This is a genomic window from Dialister invisus DSM 15470, from assembly GCF_000160055.1.
In the GTDB taxonomy this organism is placed as follows: domain Bacteria; phylum Bacillota; class Negativicutes; order Veillonellales; family Dialisteraceae; genus Dialister; species Dialister invisus.
Genome location: NZ_GG698602.1, coordinates 1,247,501 through 1,263,640, shown reverse-complemented (window position 1 = coordinate 1,263,640; position 16,140 = coordinate 1,247,501). Strand labels below are relative to the sequence as shown.

16 protein-coding genes and 1 tRNA gene (1 of these 17 running past the window's edge) are annotated in these 16,140 nt (G+C 42.1%); 11 read left to right on the top strand and 6 right to left on the bottom strand.

Going from position 1 to position 16,140, the window contains the following annotated elements:
• Positions 1-2: 2 nt before the first annotated feature.
• Positions 3-78: transfer RNA gene (locus GCWU000321_RS06190), tRNA-Trp, on the bottom strand.
• A 361-nt stretch (positions 79-439) separates the two neighbouring features.
• On the opposite strand from GCWU000321_RS06190, the gene dnaA reads away from it, so the two are divergent.
• The 4 genes from dnaA to recF all read left to right on the top strand — a co-directional run bounded on the left by dnaA (position 440) and on the right by recF (position 4,689).
• Positions 440-2,065, top strand: coding sequence for a chromosomal replication initiator protein DnaA (gene dnaA, locus GCWU000321_RS06185; protein WP_007070286.1), 1,626 nt, complete (start codon positions 440-442; stop codon positions 2,063-2,065).
• 232 nt (positions 2,066-2,297) lie between these two features.
• Positions 2,298-3,407 carry a DNA polymerase III subunit beta gene (gene dnaN / locus GCWU000321_RS06180; protein ID WP_007070284.1) on the top strand — a complete coding sequence of 370 codons (1,110 nt, stop codon included), beginning with the start codon at positions 2,298-2,300 and terminating at the stop codon, positions 3,405-3,407.
• Positions 3,407-3,625, top strand: coding sequence for an RNA-binding S4 domain-containing protein (locus GCWU000321_RS06175; RefSeq protein ID WP_007070283.1), 219 nt, complete (start codon positions 3,407-3,409; stop codon positions 3,623-3,625). The genes dnaN and GCWU000321_RS06175 overlap by 1 nt, the downstream gene beginning before the upstream one ends.
• On the top strand, positions 3,622-4,689 hold the full coding sequence (gene recF, locus GCWU000321_RS06170) for a DNA replication/repair protein RecF (protein WP_007070282.1): 1,068 nt from the start codon (positions 3,622-3,624) through the stop codon (positions 4,687-4,689). The genes GCWU000321_RS06175 and recF overlap by 4 nt, the downstream gene beginning before the upstream one ends.
• A 130-nt stretch (positions 4,690-4,819) precedes the next feature.
• Here the strand turns inward: recF and GCWU000321_RS06165 are convergent, their stop codons facing one another.
• Complete coding sequence (locus GCWU000321_RS06165; protein ID WP_007070281.1) at positions 4,820-5,728, bottom strand: DciA family protein; 909 nt, start codon at positions 5,726-5,728, stop codon at positions 4,820-4,822.
• Between the two features lie 118 nt (positions 5,729-5,846).
• Here GCWU000321_RS06165 and GCWU000321_RS06160 point away from each other — a divergent pair, with 118 nt between their 5' ends.
• The 3 genes from GCWU000321_RS06160 (at position 5,847) to GCWU000321_RS06150 (ending at position 9,068) form a co-directional block, all read left to right on the top strand.
• Entirely contained in the window at positions 5,847-6,782 is a 936-nt protein-coding gene (locus GCWU000321_RS06160) for a PPK2 family polyphosphate kinase (protein ID WP_007070280.1), read from the top strand.
• 31 nt (positions 6,783-6,813) lie between these two features.
• The gene (locus tag GCWU000321_RS06155; protein ID WP_007070279.1) at positions 6,814-7,782 is read left to right on the top strand and encodes a polyphosphate kinase 2 family protein; all 969 of its coding nucleotides are present in this window, start codon (positions 6,814-6,816) and stop codon (positions 7,780-7,782) included.
• 212 nt (positions 7,783-7,994) lie between these two features.
• On the top strand, positions 7,995-9,068 hold the full coding sequence (locus GCWU000321_RS06150; RefSeq protein WP_007070278.1) for an OmpA family protein: 1,074 nt from the start codon (positions 7,995-7,997) through the stop codon (positions 9,066-9,068).
• 194 nt (positions 9,069-9,262) lie between these two features.
• On the opposite strand, the gene cutA is transcribed toward GCWU000321_RS06150, so the two are convergent.
• The 3 genes from cutA to GCWU000321_RS06135 are packed head-to-tail and all read right to left on the bottom strand — an operon-like array spanning position 9,263 to position 11,733.
• Positions 9,263-9,592, bottom strand: a complete 330-nt coding sequence (gene cutA / locus GCWU000321_RS06145; protein WP_007070277.1) for a divalent cation tolerance protein CutA — start codon at positions 9,590-9,592, stop codon at positions 9,263-9,265.
• Between the two features lie 19 nt (positions 9,593-9,611).
• Positions 9,612-10,328: an HAD family hydrolase gene (locus GCWU000321_RS06140; RefSeq protein ID WP_007070276.1), complete on the bottom strand. Its 717-nt coding sequence runs from the start codon at positions 10,326-10,328 to the stop codon at positions 9,612-9,614.
• A gap of 37 nt (positions 10,329-10,365) precedes the next feature.
• Positions 10,366-11,733 carry a sodium:solute symporter family protein gene (locus tag GCWU000321_RS06135; RefSeq protein ID WP_007070275.1) on the bottom strand — a complete coding sequence of 456 codons (1,368 nt, stop codon included), beginning with the start codon at positions 11,731-11,733 and terminating at the stop codon, positions 10,366-10,368.
• A 181-nt stretch (positions 11,734-11,914) separates the two neighbouring features.
• Between GCWU000321_RS06135 and GCWU000321_RS06130 the strand changes: the two genes are divergently transcribed.
• Genes GCWU000321_RS06130 through GCWU000321_RS06115 form a run of 4 tightly spaced genes read left to right on the top strand, consistent with a single transcriptional unit; the run spans position 11,915 to position 15,121 of the window.
• Positions 11,915-12,673, top strand: coding sequence for a ParA family protein (locus GCWU000321_RS06130; protein ID WP_007070274.1), 759 nt, complete (start codon positions 11,915-11,917; stop codon positions 12,671-12,673).
• Entirely contained in the window at positions 12,666-13,520 is an 855-nt protein-coding gene (locus GCWU000321_RS06125; RefSeq protein ID WP_007070273.1) for a ParB/RepB/Spo0J family partition protein, read from the top strand. Before GCWU000321_RS06130 ends, GCWU000321_RS06125 begins: the two co-directional genes overlap by 8 nt.
• Before the next feature lie 8 nt (positions 13,521-13,528).
• A complete protein-coding gene (locus GCWU000321_RS06120; RefSeq protein ID WP_007070272.1) occupies positions 13,529-14,137 on the top strand; it encodes a DUF4446 family protein in 609 nt (202 codons plus the stop codon).
• Positions 14,138-14,185: 48 nt separating this feature from the next.
• Positions 14,186-15,121 (top strand): M23 family metallopeptidase, encoded by a 936-nt coding sequence (locus GCWU000321_RS06115; RefSeq protein ID WP_007070271.1) that lies wholly within the window; start codon positions 14,186-14,188, stop codon positions 15,119-15,121.
• 429 nt (positions 15,122-15,550) lie between these two features.
• Here the strand turns inward: GCWU000321_RS06115 and GCWU000321_RS06110 are convergent, their stop codons facing one another.
• A protein-coding gene (locus GCWU000321_RS06110) for an IS30 family transposase (RefSeq protein WP_007070269.1) crosses the window boundary here: on the bottom strand, positions 15,551-16,140 show its 3' portion. Its footprint extends 451 nt past the window's final position; 590 of the gene's 1,041 nt are visible here — the last part of the coding sequence; its start codon lies off the right edge, out of view — the gene reads right to left on this strand; it ends in the stop codon at positions 15,551-15,553.

Below are 16,140 nucleotides of genomic sequence, written 5' to 3'. Positions count from 1 at the left end.
TATGGCAGGGGCAGAGGGACTCAAACCCCCAACCTACGGTTTTGGAGACCGTTGCTCTATCAATTGCGCTATGCCCCTGTATTTTTACATAGATACCATCTATGTGACTGCAATATAATAACAAATATCTTCGGAAAAAGCAAGCAATTTTCTAAAATGATCCCTCTTCTTCCTTTCTTCAACAGGCTCTTTTCCTTATAGATAAGTGCCCGTTGAATAGTATAAAGTGATCCCGAGGAGGGTACATCTTGTAAATGACAGCAATAAGACAACATGGTACAATAAAATTATTCACAGGAATATTAATTTTTTCCTTTTCTTACTTTATCCGATAAAATCTGATAAGCATGTACATATTTATAAAGTTGTGCACAGTTATTCACAGTTATTCACAGATTTATCCATCTTTTAAACAGACCGAGTATGAAAGGATGTACAAATGGAAATTTTTGAACTCTGGACACATGTCTTAGAGGAAATAAAAATTAAAAATCCCGAATATTATAATAACTTTTATAGTTTCATTTTTCCCATTTCTTTTTCCGATGGTATTTTCACAGCCATATCCACCGTTCCTTATATGATTCCCTGGATTAATGCTGTCTACAAGAAGAAAATAGAGAAAATTCTTTCTGAAAAAAGTGGAGTCTCGGTAAAACTTGTTCTTAAAACCCAGGAAAGCAGCGACGTTCCTACTGCTGAACCGACACCGGAAATACCTGTTGTTACTGAAGTTTCCGAAAATTTTGGAATACCTTCTCCTTCTTCCATGTCCGATACGGAAAAAAAGGAAAACTCTCATGCTTCAGTAGACTCCCATAAAACAGAAGAAAATATGGAGATTTATGATAAACCTGCAGTGCCTGATTTTATGAATATCAAACCGCAAAATCCGGAAGAAGTTAAACTTCCCAGTATTTTGGATAATCCATCTTCCATCAGGCATTCTGCCGTTCCTCTTCCGGTTAAATCTCCGGAAAAGAAATTTTCTTATAAATTCGACGATTATACTTTCGATAATTTTGTCCATGGCAACTGTAATGAAATTGCTTTCCAATCAGCCCATGCCATCGCTCTTTCCTGTGAAGAATATACGGATTCTCCCGATACTAATTATTCTAAAAAAAAGCCGGAAGCCAGTAATTATAATCCACTGTTCATTTACGGCCCTTCAGGTTTGGGCAAGACCCATCTTCTTCTTGCTATTTCCAATTATGTAAAAACTCACCGTCCTGATCTTTCCGTTCTCTTTGTAACGAGCGAGAACTTTACGAATGAACTCATTGAATCAATTCGCAGCGGAAAGATGCAGGAATTTCGTGAAAAATACCGCACTGTGGATTACTTGCTTATTGATGATATTCAATTTTTTAACGGTACGAAAGAATCATCCCGTATGGAAATTTTCAACACTTTTAACGCGATTGCTGACAATGATAACTACATCATTACGACAAGTGACCGTACACCGAGCGATCTGAAAGATTTTCATGAACGCTTGATAACACGATTCTCCAGCGGTATGATTGCCCATATTTCTCCTCCTGATTTTGAAATTTGTTCCATCATTCTGCAGAAGAAGGCGGAACGCTCCCATATCGATATGTCTGAAGAAGTAATTTCTTTTATTGCGGGAAATGTCAATTCCAGTGTCCGCGAACTGGAAGGTGCTTTCAAACAGGTTGTCGGTTATTGCCAGATCAAGAATGTTCCCCTTACTTTGGAAAACGCCCGGGACGCCCTTGCCGATATTATCAAGGTGGATCTTTACAGTCATTTATCTGCCGAAACAATCATTGATACTGTCTGCAAGTATTATAATGTAAAGAAAGAACAGGTTTTAGGCAAATCCCGTCCCAAAAATGTGGTCATTCCGAGACAGATGGCAATGTATATTGCCCGCGAAGAACTGAATGATTCTTTTCCCTCTTTGGAAAAATATTTCAATAAAGACCACAGTACGATTGTCCATGCTTACGAACGAGTACAAAAAGAACTCAAAAATAATGACAGGACGAGAAAAGAACTGAAAGATATATTAACTCTTCTCAAAAGGAAAAGGTAAAATACTTGTTTAAAAAACAATTTTTTGGATAAATAAATTGTTTATAACTTGTGAATAAATCATTTTTTATAAAAAACTGTTTATTCAGTGAATAAAAATTTTCATTATTCACAAAGTTATTCCCTTCGAAAAAGAAAGAAAATATATCCTTTGCACAGACTTATTCACTTATTCACACAAACTACTTCTACTGCTTTTATTTTTTATAATTTATATTAGTAAAGGAGCTACCATGAAAGTTACATTCCAAACGCAGGACTTATGCCACGCTTTAGAAAGAGTACAACGCGCAGCACAAACAAAAGTCACATCAAACACAAATAATGGTTTTTTTATTTCCGCTGAAGACGGAAAAGTCGAATTTCAAGCTAATGATTATTCCATTGGCATCCGTACTTTTTGCGAAGCTGATGTGGAAGAGCGGGGATCCGTTCTCATTTCATCACCCCATCTTTTGTCTACCATAAAAATGATGCCTTCCGGTCCGGTTGTTATGGAACAGAAAAAAGGCGAAAGTACTGTTTTCTTTAAGGCTGGCCAGTATAATTCCCATTTTCCCACAAGAGATACGGCAGAATTTCCGCTGGTTACGGAAATTGATCATACGTTCCATGTAAATATGAAATGCAAAGATTTTGCAGAAATGGTAAATCTCGTTTCCTTTGCTGCCTCTACGGACGCGAAAAATCCTATTTTTACCGGTATTCTCTGTGATATTAATGAAAACGTATTTACTATGGCCGCTACGAATTCTCATCGTTTGGCGGCAAGAGAGATATCTCTTGAAGAAATACCGACAGGAAAAGGGAATTTTATTGTTTCCGCTTCTGTACTTCAGGATGTGATCCGTCTTCTTCCTGTCGGGGAAGATGATATGATGGAAATATCCTGGGCGAGCCGGCATGTTGCTTTTTCTTTCGGGGAGACATATTTCCTTTCCAATCTTATTAATGGCGTTTATCCCGATTATAAGAGAGTATTCCCGTCAAGTTTCGATTTAAATGCGACTTTGGATCTGAAGGATTTTGAAGAGGCTGTCCGTTTTGTCAGTCCGATTTCCAGGGATATGAGTTATAAGACAATTAATTTTAAATTTGAAAATGGAACGCTGGAAGCTTTTGAGGAAGATCCCGATATCGGCCGTTCTGAAACATCCATTCCGGCAGAGTTGGACGGTGCTGATGTGAAGATTACTTTTAACTGCACTTATGTGGAAGATATTCTGAAACATTCGAAAGGGGAAAAGATCATTCTTCATGTAAAGAAAAATGGACCTATGGTGGTAGAACAGGAAGAAGATAAGGCGTATCGCTATGTTGTAACGCCCATGAGAGGCCGCTGATGAAAGAAATAGAAATATATGGAGATTATATTCAGCTAGATCAATTTTTGAAAAAGGAGAATATAATCTCTTCCGGCGGTGAAACAGGAGATTTTATAAAGAATCATGAAATTTTTTTGAATGGAATCATTATTCAGGAAAAAAGAAAAAAAATTCGTCTTGGAGATGACCTTTCTCTTGATGGAGAAGTCTATAAAATAATTGAGGCGAAGAAATGAGATGCGGAAAGACCCATCTCATTGAAATACGAAATTTTGAAGATTTTTCTATTGATCCTGCCGAAAATATGACTGTTCTCACAGGTAAAAACGGTACGGGAAAAACGAATATCATTGAGTCGATTTATTTTGCTTCTGTGGGAAAGTCTTTCCGCACAAGCAATGATGAGGAATTGATCCGTCTTAATAAAGAAGAAGGAACGATTCTTTTGGACTTTAGCGTTCGCGGTGTAACGCATGAAATCAAAATTAAATTGTCCCGGAACAAAGGCAAAAAAATTTTGATTAATGAAACGGCCACGAAAAAAAGAGAGCTTATGGGAATGTTCCGTACGGTGCTTTTTACGCCGGATGATCTTCAGCTGATCAAAGGAGCGCCGCAAAACCGCCGTCGATTTATTGATTTGGAAATTTCCCAGGTTAGTCCGAGATATTATGAGGAAATACTTCGTTATGGCAGGGCCGTACAGCAGAGGAATGCGGCATTTAAAGAAGCTCGTTTTCATGGATTTACGGCGGATGTGGATGTATGGGATATGCAGATTGCCAAAGGAGCATCGTATATCGTAAAGAAAAGAATGGAAACCATAGGAAAAATAAATGAAATCGTTTCTTCCATGGAATCGCTTTTGACTGATGAGAAAGAAAGTATTTTAATCAAGTACAGGAAAAGCGGAAATCAGGAAGAACGGTTTGATGAAGAATGGTACTTGGAAAAACTGGCTCTTTCCAGAGAAGAAGACAGCCGTTTTTGCCATACTTCCATCGGTCCGCATCGGGATGACCTGATTTTTCTTATGAATGGAAACGATATTTCTTCTTATGGTTCCCAAGGGCAGCAGCGGACAGCCATTCTGTCCGTGAAGCTGGCGGAACTGGAATTTGTGAAAAAGGAAACAGGTGAATATCCTCTTCTTTTATTGGATGATGTGGGGAGCGAACTTGATAAAGAACGAAGAGATGCTCTTTTCTCTTATCTCATTGAAAAGGAAATTCAGACTATCATCACAACGGCCGATGAATCTCTTGGTGCTTATGGAAAAGAAATAAAAATAGAAGGATAATGTGTTTCACGTGAAACTGAGAAAAAAGATAAGCCTTTTATGGAAGCTTATCTTTTTTACTCAGTTTTATTTTGTTTGAAACAGGGATTATGGGATGAAAAGGGGATGAAAAGAAAGATGTTTCAAATAATTATTTTTTATTGATAATGTCAAATTTTGTTTCCGGCATATTGCGGAGGGCGGTTTCCGCTTCTCTTAAGGAAATATCTTTTAGCGGTTTGTGAAGAATCATGGAAAGGAGGATCCGTTTGTTAAGAGAACTGTCAATTTTCCTGTAAATATTTTCCCGTATTCTCTGTATGAGTGTTTCTCTGCCTTCTTCGTAAGCTGTATATTCACAGGGAATCTTTTTGTAAATTTCGTTGTAGGAAAGATGGGGGGTTTCTTTTAAAAGAAGCATGATTTTTCCTATTTGGGACTGTTCTTTTTTATTTTCGCAGACAGTGCAGGTATTTATGCCGGGAGGGATAAGGTCACCGCAGATGGCACAGGGATGCCAGCCGGCCCGGATTTCTCCTTTCCTTTTTGCTGCGGCGGCTTTCATCATTTTTGTAAAAAGGTTGCGGGTATTATTGTCAGAGATGTAAAAGCCGGTCCATTTATCGATAGAATTCCGCTCTTCTTCTGAAAGGGGAACGGAATATATCTTTTCTTCTTTTTCCCGCCGGTTGTTTACAGGGGCAAGAGAGGATTCCGGGGGGCGTTCGATTTTCGCCCGGCCTGCAACGAAGCGTATATCTGTGTACTTTTTCCCGTAATCGTCTTCTCTGATCCGTTTGAGAAGATCCGCTTTCATCATATAGAGGTGGTTCATCCAGACGGAATTGGTGACGGTAATATAAAGTGTCTGTTTCCTTTCAAAAGAAATGTAAGATTCCCGTGCGATCATGGAACCGGCGATATGTTTCCATTTGTTTTGCAGCTGCCAGAAACGAAATGACGGATTGGAAAAGAGAGTTTTTCCTTCCTTTGAAAGTTGGAATACTTCCGACAGGTTTGACAGACGGCCTGTTCTTTTTTCATTATTCTTTCTTTCCATCAATCCAATCCTCCTTTTCTGTTTTTTCTATTATACTAGATAATTCAATTTTATTTCATATAAACGCTTCAAAAGGAATATAATAAAGATGTAGATATCTTTCGTAAAGGAGGACGCCATGGAAAACATAAAAAAAGGAAAAATTGATATTGATCGGTATCGCGTAAAGGAAAATGAAAAAGTGAATTTGAAAAAGTTTCCTACGAAGCGGGATGTGAATATCGATAAAGGAGAAGTGAAGAGCGCCTTTTTTCCTGAAGTGATTGAACAATTGAAATTATATCAGGAAAAACTGTATGCCCAGAATACATACGGGCTTATTATCGTACTGCAGGCGATGGACGCGGCAGGGAAAGACGGTACGGTCAATCATGTTTTTGCGAATCTGGATCCCGGCGGCGTTTCCGTGGCATCTTTTAAGCAGCCGACAACGGAAGAAAAAGATCACGATTATATGTGGCGCATCAATAAAGCACTTCCGCCGAGGGGAAATATCGGTATTTTCAATCGTTCCCATTATGAAGATGTCATTGTAACGCGTGTTCATAATTTAATCAGCACTGGCCAGCTGCCAAGAGATTTGATTGACAGGAATATCTGGATGGAGCGGTATGAGCAGATTAATAACTGGGAAAAGTATCTTCACCAGAATGGCTTTTACATGGTTAAAATTTTCCTTCATGTATCCAAGGAAGAACAGCAGAAAAGGCTTATCGATCGTATTTTTAACCATGAAAAGAACTGGAAATTTTCCATGGGTGATATTCATGAAAGAGAACATTGGGATGAATATCGGGAGCTTTATGAAGAGCTTTTGGAAAATACGTCCAAGGATAGGTCTCCCTGGTATATTGTACCGGCAGATAATAAATGGTTTACCCGTTATGTGGTGGCGCTCATTACTCTTGGTGTGCTGAAAAAGATAGATCCGAAGTTTCCGAAATTATCTCCTGAGGAACAGAAGCAGCTGGAACGGTTCAGGGATATGATAAAAAAGGAAACAGACAAGCCGTTGGAAGAAATAAGAAAAGAAATGGAAAAAGAAGAAAAATAAGAAACGGTTGTATTTCTTTAAGGGGGAAAAAATGGAAGAAGAACGCATAAATACGGAGAAAATTGAAAAAACAGAAAAGAAAGTAAAAATTGATATCGACCGGTATCGTGCAAAAGAAGGAGAAAAAATCAGTCTGAAAAAGTTCCCCACGAATTGTGATATGGATGTGGACAAGGAGTATGTGAAGACTGTTTCTATGACAGCAGCACTGGAAGAATTGTCTCTGTACCAGGCGAAGCTGTATGCCCAGAATACATATGGGCTTATTATCGTACTGCAGGCGATGGACGCGGCAGGGAAAGACGGCACGATTAAGCATGTATTCTCTCATCTTGATCCGAACGGTGTCCATGTCGTTTCTTTTAAGCAGCCGACAACGGAAGAAAAGGATCACGATTACATGTGGCGTATCAATAAGGCACTGCCCCGCCGGGGAAATATCGGTATTTTTAATCGTTCCCATTATGAAGATGTGGTGGTTACCCGTGTCCATGATCTGATTGAAAATGATAAGATTCCCAAGGATCTGGTAAATAAAAATATTTGGAAAACCCGGTATCGCCAGATCCGTGACTGGGAAAGATACCTGGCGGAAAACGGATTCCATATAATCAAGATCTTCCTTCATGTTTCCAAAGATGAACAGCGTGACCGTTTGGCGGAACGTATTTTAAACAAGAAGAAAAATTGGAAATTTTCTATTGCCGATATCAATGAACGCCGTTTCTGGGACAGGTACCAGGATCTGTACAGTGAAATGATTGAAGAAACATCAACAGAAAAAGCGCCGTGGTACATCGTACCGGCAGATAATAAATGGTTCACCCGGTATGTGGTGTCTCAGATCGTTTTGAAAGCAATGAAAGATATCGCGCCGAAGTTCCCCGAGATGTCGAAAGAAATTAAGGACCAGCTGGAAGAATTCAAAAAGCTGATTGAAAGCGGAAATATAGGAATGATTGAGGAAATGCAGGATGTAATGAAAGGAGGAAATAAATAGCAGTTCAAAAAAGCGAGGAGAAAGCTGTTTAATGATTATTCAAGTCGGGAAGGTTTTTCCTTATCATTGTCATGGCTTTCTTTGCATACTCCTTTTCTACAGAATAGTACTTTTGAATATGAACAAAGAGGGTATCTCCGTTTTAATTAAGAAAAGAATGTTTATGCTATAATGAAATAAATTAAGTTGATTAGTATGAAGGAGGAAAATATATGAAAAAGACAGCGGCGGTTCTGGCAGCTGCAATGGCGCTTACTATAAGTGTCTATGCGTCTCCTCAGACAGAATTTGCAAAAGGGCAGTGGGAAATTAATGCAGGGATGTGGAATACAAAAGCGAAGACCCGTACATATAAAGATAACGGCGCATGGAATTTCAACGGCGGAGTGACATACGGACTGAACGACAAGGCGGCGGCGCAGTTCCAGTACTATGGTCTTAACAGCGATGATACGGACGGCCGCAGCCATGAATTAAATCTGCTTTACAGTGTTCATCCTCAGGTGGCTTTATATACCGGGTATAACCATATCACTATGTCCGATTTTCCTACCGGTGTTTTCGGGGCGGAAAAACGGGAAAATGACATTGCCCAGATCGGTATCATCGCCCGCCAGCCGATCAATGAAGTTCTTGATTTATATGCAAAAGGCGCGCTCGGCTCAAAGAATACATCCATCTGGGAAGCCGGTGTGAATTTCGCTCTTGATGAAAACATCGACCTTAATGCGGGATACCGTTACCTGAATACAGAAGGGAGCAGAGATAAAAATGTTTCCTATCAGGGGTGGCTGGCAGGTGTTTCCTACCGCTTCGGCGGAGGCAGCGATAGAAAAGCCGCTTATTCTGGAGATGATATCGATTATTCCGCATTGGACAATAAAGGAAATAAAAAAGAGGCGGACACGGTGACCATCACTCCGGCAGAAGAAGAGACGGCGGTTCCGGAGAATGATTATTACTTTATCAGTATTCATTTCGGAAATGATTCCGATACTCCCCGCGCTGATCAGACGGCGAATCTGGATGCTTTTGTCAAGGCGGCAAAAGAAACAGGTCATACTTTCAAGCTTGTAGGACGGACAGATTCCAACGGGTCTAAAGAGTACAATGATGATCTTGCTATCCGCCGTGTAAAGAAGGTGGCGGACTATGCGGTGGCTCACGGCGTAGATCTGAGTCATCTGGTGGGTATGTACAAAGGGGAAGAAGCACCGGTAGATACGAATGATACGGAAGCCGGCCGTGCGAACAACAGACGCGTAGATATATTTGAACATAAATAAGGGATAAGCCGACAGCTTTGCTCTTCTTTGGGCAAGGCTGTTTTTTCCGGGCGGAGTCTTTTTGCCCCGGAGTGTCTATGACGGACTGTCAGCAGTATCCCCTCCCCTTTCTCTGCGGCACGAAAAAAGACAGCTTTATCTTTTATAGGATAAGGCTGTTTTTGTCTGTGCTGGATCATTTATAAGAACTCTGATCAGATCCCGGCGGCATAGAGCGGAATGATGTTAATGACCGGTTCCTCATAAGGATGGATCTCTTTGACAGCGGCCATCGTTTTTTCCAAATTTTCTTTTTTTATGGTGACTTCCACTTTATATTCTTCTTCTTCACTGATTTCATTTTTTTTGCCGATGTAAGGAGTCGTTCCTTCCAAAGGACGCCATGTTCCCTTGACGGGACTGTAAGAAAGGCAGCTGTCATAGTTTCCTATATGCCCGGCATCCACCGATTGGAGTGCTTTTTGCAGGATGCGGAAATGGGTAGTGGGAATAAATATTTCCAGTTTCAGATATTGTATAGTCATTATTACCTCCCTTTTTGGCTTATAAAGAAAGAATCATTTCTATAAGTTCATCAGGTGAAAAAGCGATCCGTTCCGCTCCGTGGTTTTTAAGAAATTCTCCGGTGCGGAACCCCCAGGCAACGGAAATGCTTGGGAATCCCCCTTTCTTTCCTGTCATGATATCCACTTCCGAATCACCGATGTAAACGATTTCTTTTGCCTTTATTCCTAAATGGCGGGCTATTGATAAAATCATTTCCGGATCCGGCTTAATGGCCATTTCCGGGTTTCTTCCGATGGAAATATCAAAAAGACCGGGGAACAGATTTTTTGATAGGCTCTGCACATGTTCATCGTCTTTATTAGATGCTACGGCACAGCGGATACCTTTTTTCCGGAGGGTGCGAATAACTTCAGGTATACCGCTGTAAGGTTTTGTTTTGATTTGGTTATGGGTTCCATAGTAAGAAGTAAAGACGTCCATGAGTTCGTCTATTTCTTCTTCAGTGGCGGGAATGTCTTCCACCGGAATCGTGTTCCCCGCCAGTTCCAGATCTTTTGCTGAAAATCCTTTTGCCATGGCGATGGCTTTGATCATGTCGAGACGCATGGCCCAGCCGAAGCAGAGTTTCACTGTTTCCTCGGAGTGTCCCCCCTTATGTCCTGTTTCTACAAGTGCGTAGTTCAGAGAATCAGTGAGGTCGCCGATGGTATTTAAAATGGTACCGTCCATATCAAAAACAGCAGCTTTGATCATTTTATCTCCTTATAAATGTTTCACGTGAAATATGAGTTTAGAAAGTTTTTTTCAAACGGAGTCCGGGAAGGATGAAAAGGAAGATTACGGCAAGTCCTATGAAGAGCGGATCAAAAGGAAGCTTTACCAATGCGGCGGTGATAGCGGCAATGGTACTTCCCGCCATAGAGAACACTGCCCAGTCCGCATTGAGATGGCCCGGCCAGAAAACAGCAAGCGTGAGAGGCAGAAAGATGCCTCCTCCCCGGAGTCCCATAGAAAGATAATTCCAGAAAAGTATTTCTGTCCCCCTGTTCATGATGGCGATAAGGGATGCCAGAATCATGACGGCAAGGACGGTCAGCTTTGTCAGGCGGAGAAACTTTTTGTCATCAGTAATTTTCAGCAGGGGTGAAAGAATATCATGGGAAATCATAGTGCCGATACCCAGTGACAGTCCCCCGATACTTCCCAGTAGGGAAAGAATGATGCCGCTCATGGCAAGGCCGCCGATGAGGACCGGCACATGATTGACCAGAAAGGTGGGCAAGACTAAGATCGGTAAGGTTCCGGGCTCTGCGGCGTGCATGTACATACCGACAGCTACTGACGGCAGCCCGATGGGGATGACGATAAGTGCTGCAATGAAGCAGCCGGAAGCCGCTTTCAAAGGGGTACCTGCTGAAAAGATGCATTGGATATAAGTCTGTGTGCAGAGTACGCCAACGATGACGGAAAATAAATGGGCCATTGCGGAATCTGTGCCCTGCCCCATCAGATCAAAATGAGAAGCGGGAAATGAAGAAAGGGTATTGTTTTCCTGTAACAGCAGAAAAGCAATGGCGCCGGATATGAATAGAGAAATCCAGATAATTACCATTTTCAGGATACCGCTGACGGCGGCGCTTTTCATGCCTCCGAAAAAAGTATAGGCGATAACGAGAGCCATAAGGAGAAGGGCGGACAGAAAAGGCGTCAGCCCGAAAAGGGCGGAAATGATCTCTATGCCCGGCAGTGAACTGGCAACAGCGGACAGAAGGATACCGATGGAAGAAATAATGGAAGAAAGCATCTCGGCCTTCTTTCCGTAATAAAGTTCCAGATATTGAGGAATTGTTTCCAGTGCTGTATTGCGAAGCCGTTTGGCATAGAAAATACCCATAAGGATGAAAGCGATACCGCTTCCCAGGGTAAACCACCACGCAGAAAGGCCAAAAGAGTAAGCCAGCTGTGCCGTACCTACCGTAGCGCCTCCCCCGACGACCGTTCCCGCGATGCTTCCGGCGACAAGAGAGGCCCCGGCGCTTCGTCCTGCCACACTGTACCCTGCAGAGGATCTTACGGAACGGGAAACATAAAATCCGCTTCCAATGACGGCAAAGACCGTGGCGGAGATGATCAGTATATGTAAAAAGGTCAGAGACATAAGAATCGGCCCTTTCGTAAGTATTTTTGTAATCCTATTTCAAAAGTATAGATAGATTATAACAGAATACAGAATAAGATTGGAAAAATGCTTTATATGTTTCACGTGAAACATAAGGAGATAAAATAAATCGTCTCTTTATGGTATAATAATATGAACTATCTGTGAAAGGATGTAAGCTATGGGGAAGATCATCAGTATCATTAACCAGAAGGGCGGCGTGGGAAAAACCACAACAGCGGTAAATCTGGCTGCGTTCCTGGCGGACAAAGGATATAAGACGATGCTTGTGGACGCGGATTCCCAAGGAAACGCCACCAGCGGACTCAGCAAAGATGTGGAGTTTGAGGAAACGCTGTATGATGTGCTTTTAGATGATGTCTCCATCGAAGAAGCCGTCGTCAAGACAGACATAAAGAAATTATCCATTCTCCCCGCTTCCATTGATTTGGCAGGGGCTGAAATTGAAATGGTTTCCATGGAAAAACGGGAATTTCTTATGAAAAGAAAACTGGATCAGGTATGCGATAAATATGATTTCATTTTGATTGACTGTCCTCCTTCTTTAGGTCTTATGACGCTGAACGCTCTTGTAGCATCACAGGAAATACTTATTCCCATTCAGGCAGAATTTTATGCGCTTGAAGGACTTTCCCAGCTGGTGAAGACAGTACAGGTCGTGACACGTAAGCTGAATCCGGGTTTGTCCATATTGGGGATATTGCTGACGATGTTTGACGGCAGGACGAATTTATCCCTTCAGGTAGCTGATGAAGTGAAGAAATATTTTGGAAATAAAGTTTTCCGTACAGTAATTCCCCGATCAGTGAAGTTATCGGAAGCGCCGAGTTTTGGTGAACCTATACTTACATACGCGCCGAAATCCAAGGGGGCGGAAGCATATAAAAAGTTGTGCCGTGAGGTGATTAAACGTGTCTAAGACCAAAAGATTGGGAAAAGGATTGGGAGAGCTGCTCGGGAAAGAAGTGATGGAAGAAAAGAATACCGAAAGTATTTCCATTTCCCTTGTTGTTCCCAATGAATGGCAGCCGCGGCGTGAATTTGAGCCGGAATCTTTAAATGCTCTGGCGGAATCCATCAAGGAACACGGCGTCGTCCAGCCGGTTATTGTAAGAAAAAAAGACAGCGGATATGAACTTATTGCCGGCGAGCGTCGTTTAAGAGCGGCCCAGCTGGCGGGGCTTGTGGAAATACCTGCTCTTGTCCGCGATTACAGCGATCAGGAAACAGCGGAAATTGCCCTCATTGAAAATCTGCAGCGTGAAGATCTGAATCCTCTTGAGGAAGGACTTGCCTATCAGCGGATGATCAGTGAATATCATTTTACACAGGAAAAGATGGCAAACCTTATCGGTAAGAGCCGTTCCTATGTGACGAATATGATGCGGCTTCTGGAGCTTTCTGAAGAGGTAAAAAGCCTTCTTTTGGAGCGGAAATTGACGGCGGGACAGGCGCGTCCCCTTTTAGGATTGGAAACACCTGCCGAGCAGATCGCGCTTGCGCGCCGAATTGTGGAAGAAGATCTTTCTGCACGGCGTATCGAGGAAATCCTCCGCCGTGAAAAAGACGGACAAAAGCGGAAGCCTGCGGATAAAGCGGATGCGTATCTCCGTGCGCTGGAAGAAGATCTGGTGAATGCCGTAGGATCCCGTGTAAAAATTAAAGTGGGAAAAGGGAAAAACAGTCACAGAGGCACCATTTCCATTTCTTTTAAAAGTGACAAAGAATTTGAACGTATTACAAAACTTCTCAAACAGGGAGAATAAATGAATCCATGGATATCTTAGAATTCAATATCAATTATCAGCTCATACTTTCCGTAATCGGCACGATTCTTGCGGTTTTACTGGTATTTCTTATTCTCCAGTTTTTTTGGCTCCGGGCTAAGGTGAATCGTCTGTATAGGAAATATAAATATTTTATGATGGGTGAAGACGGCGGTTCCATCGAAATGAAGTTGTCCACAGAAGTGCGGGAACTTCGGGATATGGTGGAATCTTCCCAGGGTATGCTTCATCAGCAGGAGCTTCTGGCTACGATGCAGCTGAAATCTTTTCAGAAAATTGGTTTGGTGCGGTATGATGCTTTTGATGAAACAGGAGATAAACTTTCCTTTTCTCTTACCCTTCTGGACGGCAAAAATAATGGCGTCGTCCTTTCTTCTCTGGCTGGTCATGATGCGTCCCGCATTTATGCAAAAGCTGTGACCGGTGGTGAATGCAGGGAAGCACTTTCCGCAGAAGAAGCGGAAAGTATCGGTATAGCGCTGAATACGCTTATGCCTGATGTGGCGAAAAAGGCAGAAGATGCAGTCCATGCCGACAAAGAGAAAAATGATGAAAATCCATCTGCCCGGCGTATCGACCGGACAGAAAAGAAATAATGAAAGGCAATAGGGATATTTCCTTGAAATAGATTGGCAGGTGTGTGGATGATTAAAGAAAAAAACGAAGAAACAGGTGAAGTGAAAGTCATATTTTCATCTGAAGAATTTAAAAAACTGAAAATTTTTGGTGGTGCGGCAGCGGTACTTCTCATTCTTTCCATCAGTTTGGCGGGATGGGCGGGATACAGCACGAATGCGCTTCACGCAGAAAATGAACTTTATCGAAGCCAGCTTAAAATGGCGGATGAGAAAATGCAGGCCCTTGAAAATAAAGCCAAAACCGTAGAAAAAATCAGCGGACAATTGCAGGAGCTCGTTCGTACGAATGGCGGAACCGTGCCTGAAAATACAGGGACCGGCGGTATTGGCGGCGCTTCCACTGTTCCTGACATAGCAAAAACGGCAGGCAATAAGAAAAAAGATGATGAGAAAATTGCTGTTTCGGAAACGCCGGGGGAACTTTTGAAAGAAATGCGCCGCCTTGATGAACGTTTAGATAAGCAGATACGTCTTGTCGTCGCGCTCCGTTCTGAATTTATGAACCAAGCCTATGGAACAGTCAGCTCTGTTTTGAATCCCACGGCGGAAACGCCGAACATATGGCCAGTTGCGGGTCCTATTTCCAGCTACTACGGATACAGAACCAGCCCTGGCGGTATCGGATCTACTTTTCATGAAGGAGTAGATATTGCCGGCGATTACGGCACACCTATTTCTGCGACTGCTGCGGGGACTGTCACGCAGGCAGGCTGGGTCGGCGGCTACGGATACCTTGTGGAAGTAAAACATGCCGATGGTATTGTTACGCGGTATGGGCATAATTCCGCTGTTCTGGTTTATGAAGGACAGCATGTGGACCAGGGCAGCATGATTGCCCTTATGGGGAGCACGGGAAACAGTACCGGTCCTCACTGCCACTATGAGGTCCGTATTAATGGAGAAGCAGTGGATCCCATGTATTTCCTGCCACAAAGCTATTGAAATAAATCGGTTAAGAAAATGAATACTTATTTTTGATAATAGATAATAATTTTGATAATAATAAAATTTATTTCATAATATAAATAGTTATTTACGAAATTGAAAGCCTGTAAACTTATTACAGGTTATTTTCCTGTATGATAAAAATAGGGATAGATCTTATTTTATTATAGATTCCAATGACCGCATCTTGTGACTTTGCCAAAATATCTTGCCAAAATATCTCATTGTGGCAGTGTCTGATAATTTATTTTACGTCTTTGACAAGGCAGACGGTGCATTTCTTGAAAAAGTAAAAAATGAGGAAATGCTTGGTAATGATATGCATATCGAAGGGATGATCAAGATAGATAATAATGCGTTTGCAATCCAGTACCGTACGGACATATACTAAATTGCAATATCAAATCGGACAGTCACACAGAAAAATTATGTAGCGGATGAAAATCGGGCAATCTGCTCCTTGAAAAGCTCTTCCGGTGTGTGATAACCAAGTAGACGCCGTGGAAGTCTGTTAATCCAATCTTGCACTTTTTGTACCACGTATTCTGGTACAGCACTTATATCCTTCCCTTTGGGGATGAAGCGGCGTACCAGGGAGTTATGCTTCTCATTCGTTCCACGCTCCCCTGAAGAATATGGATGGGCAAAATAGACTTTTCCTTCCTTAAATAATTTGCTTAAACCACTGAACTCACTTCCGTTGTCGCTGGTAATACTCCGGAATACTTTGGGGAATAAGCTGCCGTATTGGTGTCGCAATATTTCAAGTCCTTTCCTAACACCTTCTTTTGTCTTTCCCGATATTTTGATGACATGGCGGCAGCGTGTCATCCGTTCGTCTAGGGAAAGAAGGACTTCCCCTGCTTTGCGTTTTCCCACAATGGTATCGATTTCCCAATGGCCGAACTCCTGCCGGCCATTAACGACTTGTGGGCGTTGCTCAATACTGTCTCCCAGGATACGCCGGTTCTTACGGCAATGGTGTTTCTTTGGTCTCCGCCTTATACGAAGAGGGA

Coding starts and splice junctions, on each gene's coding strand:
- cutA (WP_007070277.1), bottom strand. CDS start 9,592: ATGACTATACAATATCTGAAACTGGAAATATTTATTCCCACTACCCAT.
- GCWU000321_RS06130 (WP_007070274.1), top strand. CDS start 11,915: ATGGGGAAGATCATCAGTATCATTAACCAGAAGGGCGGCGTGGGAAAA.
- dnaN (WP_007070284.1), top strand. CDS start 2,298: ATGAAAGTTACATTCCAAACGCAGGACTTATGCCACGCTTTAGAAAGA.
- GCWU000321_RS06120 (WP_007070272.1), top strand. CDS start 13,529: ATGGATATCTTAGAATTCAATATCAATTATCAGCTCATACTTTCCGTA.
- recF (WP_007070282.1), top strand. CDS start 3,622: ATGAGATGCGGAAAGACCCATCTCATTGAAATACGAAATTTTGAAGAT.
- GCWU000321_RS06140 (WP_007070276.1), bottom strand. CDS start 10,328: ATGATCAAAGCTGCTGTTTTTGATATGGACGGTACCATTTTAAATACC.
- dnaA (WP_007070286.1), top strand. CDS start 440: ATGGAAATTTTTGAACTCTGGACACATGTCTTAGAGGAAATAAAAATT.
- GCWU000321_RS06115 (WP_007070271.1), top strand. CDS start 14,186: ATGATTAAAGAAAAAAACGAAGAAACAGGTGAAGTGAAAGTCATATTT.
- GCWU000321_RS06135 (WP_007070275.1), bottom strand. CDS start 11,733: ATGTCTCTGACCTTTTTACATATACTGATCATCTCCGCCACGGTCTTT.
- GCWU000321_RS06155 (WP_007070279.1), top strand. CDS start 6,814: ATGGAAGAAGAACGCATAAATACGGAGAAAATTGAAAAAACAGAAAAG.
- GCWU000321_RS06165 (WP_007070281.1), bottom strand. CDS start 5,728: ATGGAAAGAAAGAATAATGAAAAAAGAACAGGCCGTCTGTCAAACCTG.
- GCWU000321_RS06175 (WP_007070283.1), top strand. CDS start 3,407: ATGAAAGAAATAGAAATATATGGAGATTATATTCAGCTAGATCAATTT.
- GCWU000321_RS06150 (WP_007070278.1), top strand. CDS start 7,995: ATGAAAAAGACAGCGGCGGTTCTGGCAGCTGCAATGGCGCTTACTATA.
- GCWU000321_RS06160 (WP_007070280.1), top strand. CDS start 5,847: ATGGAAAACATAAAAAAAGGAAAAATTGATATTGATCGGTATCGCGTA.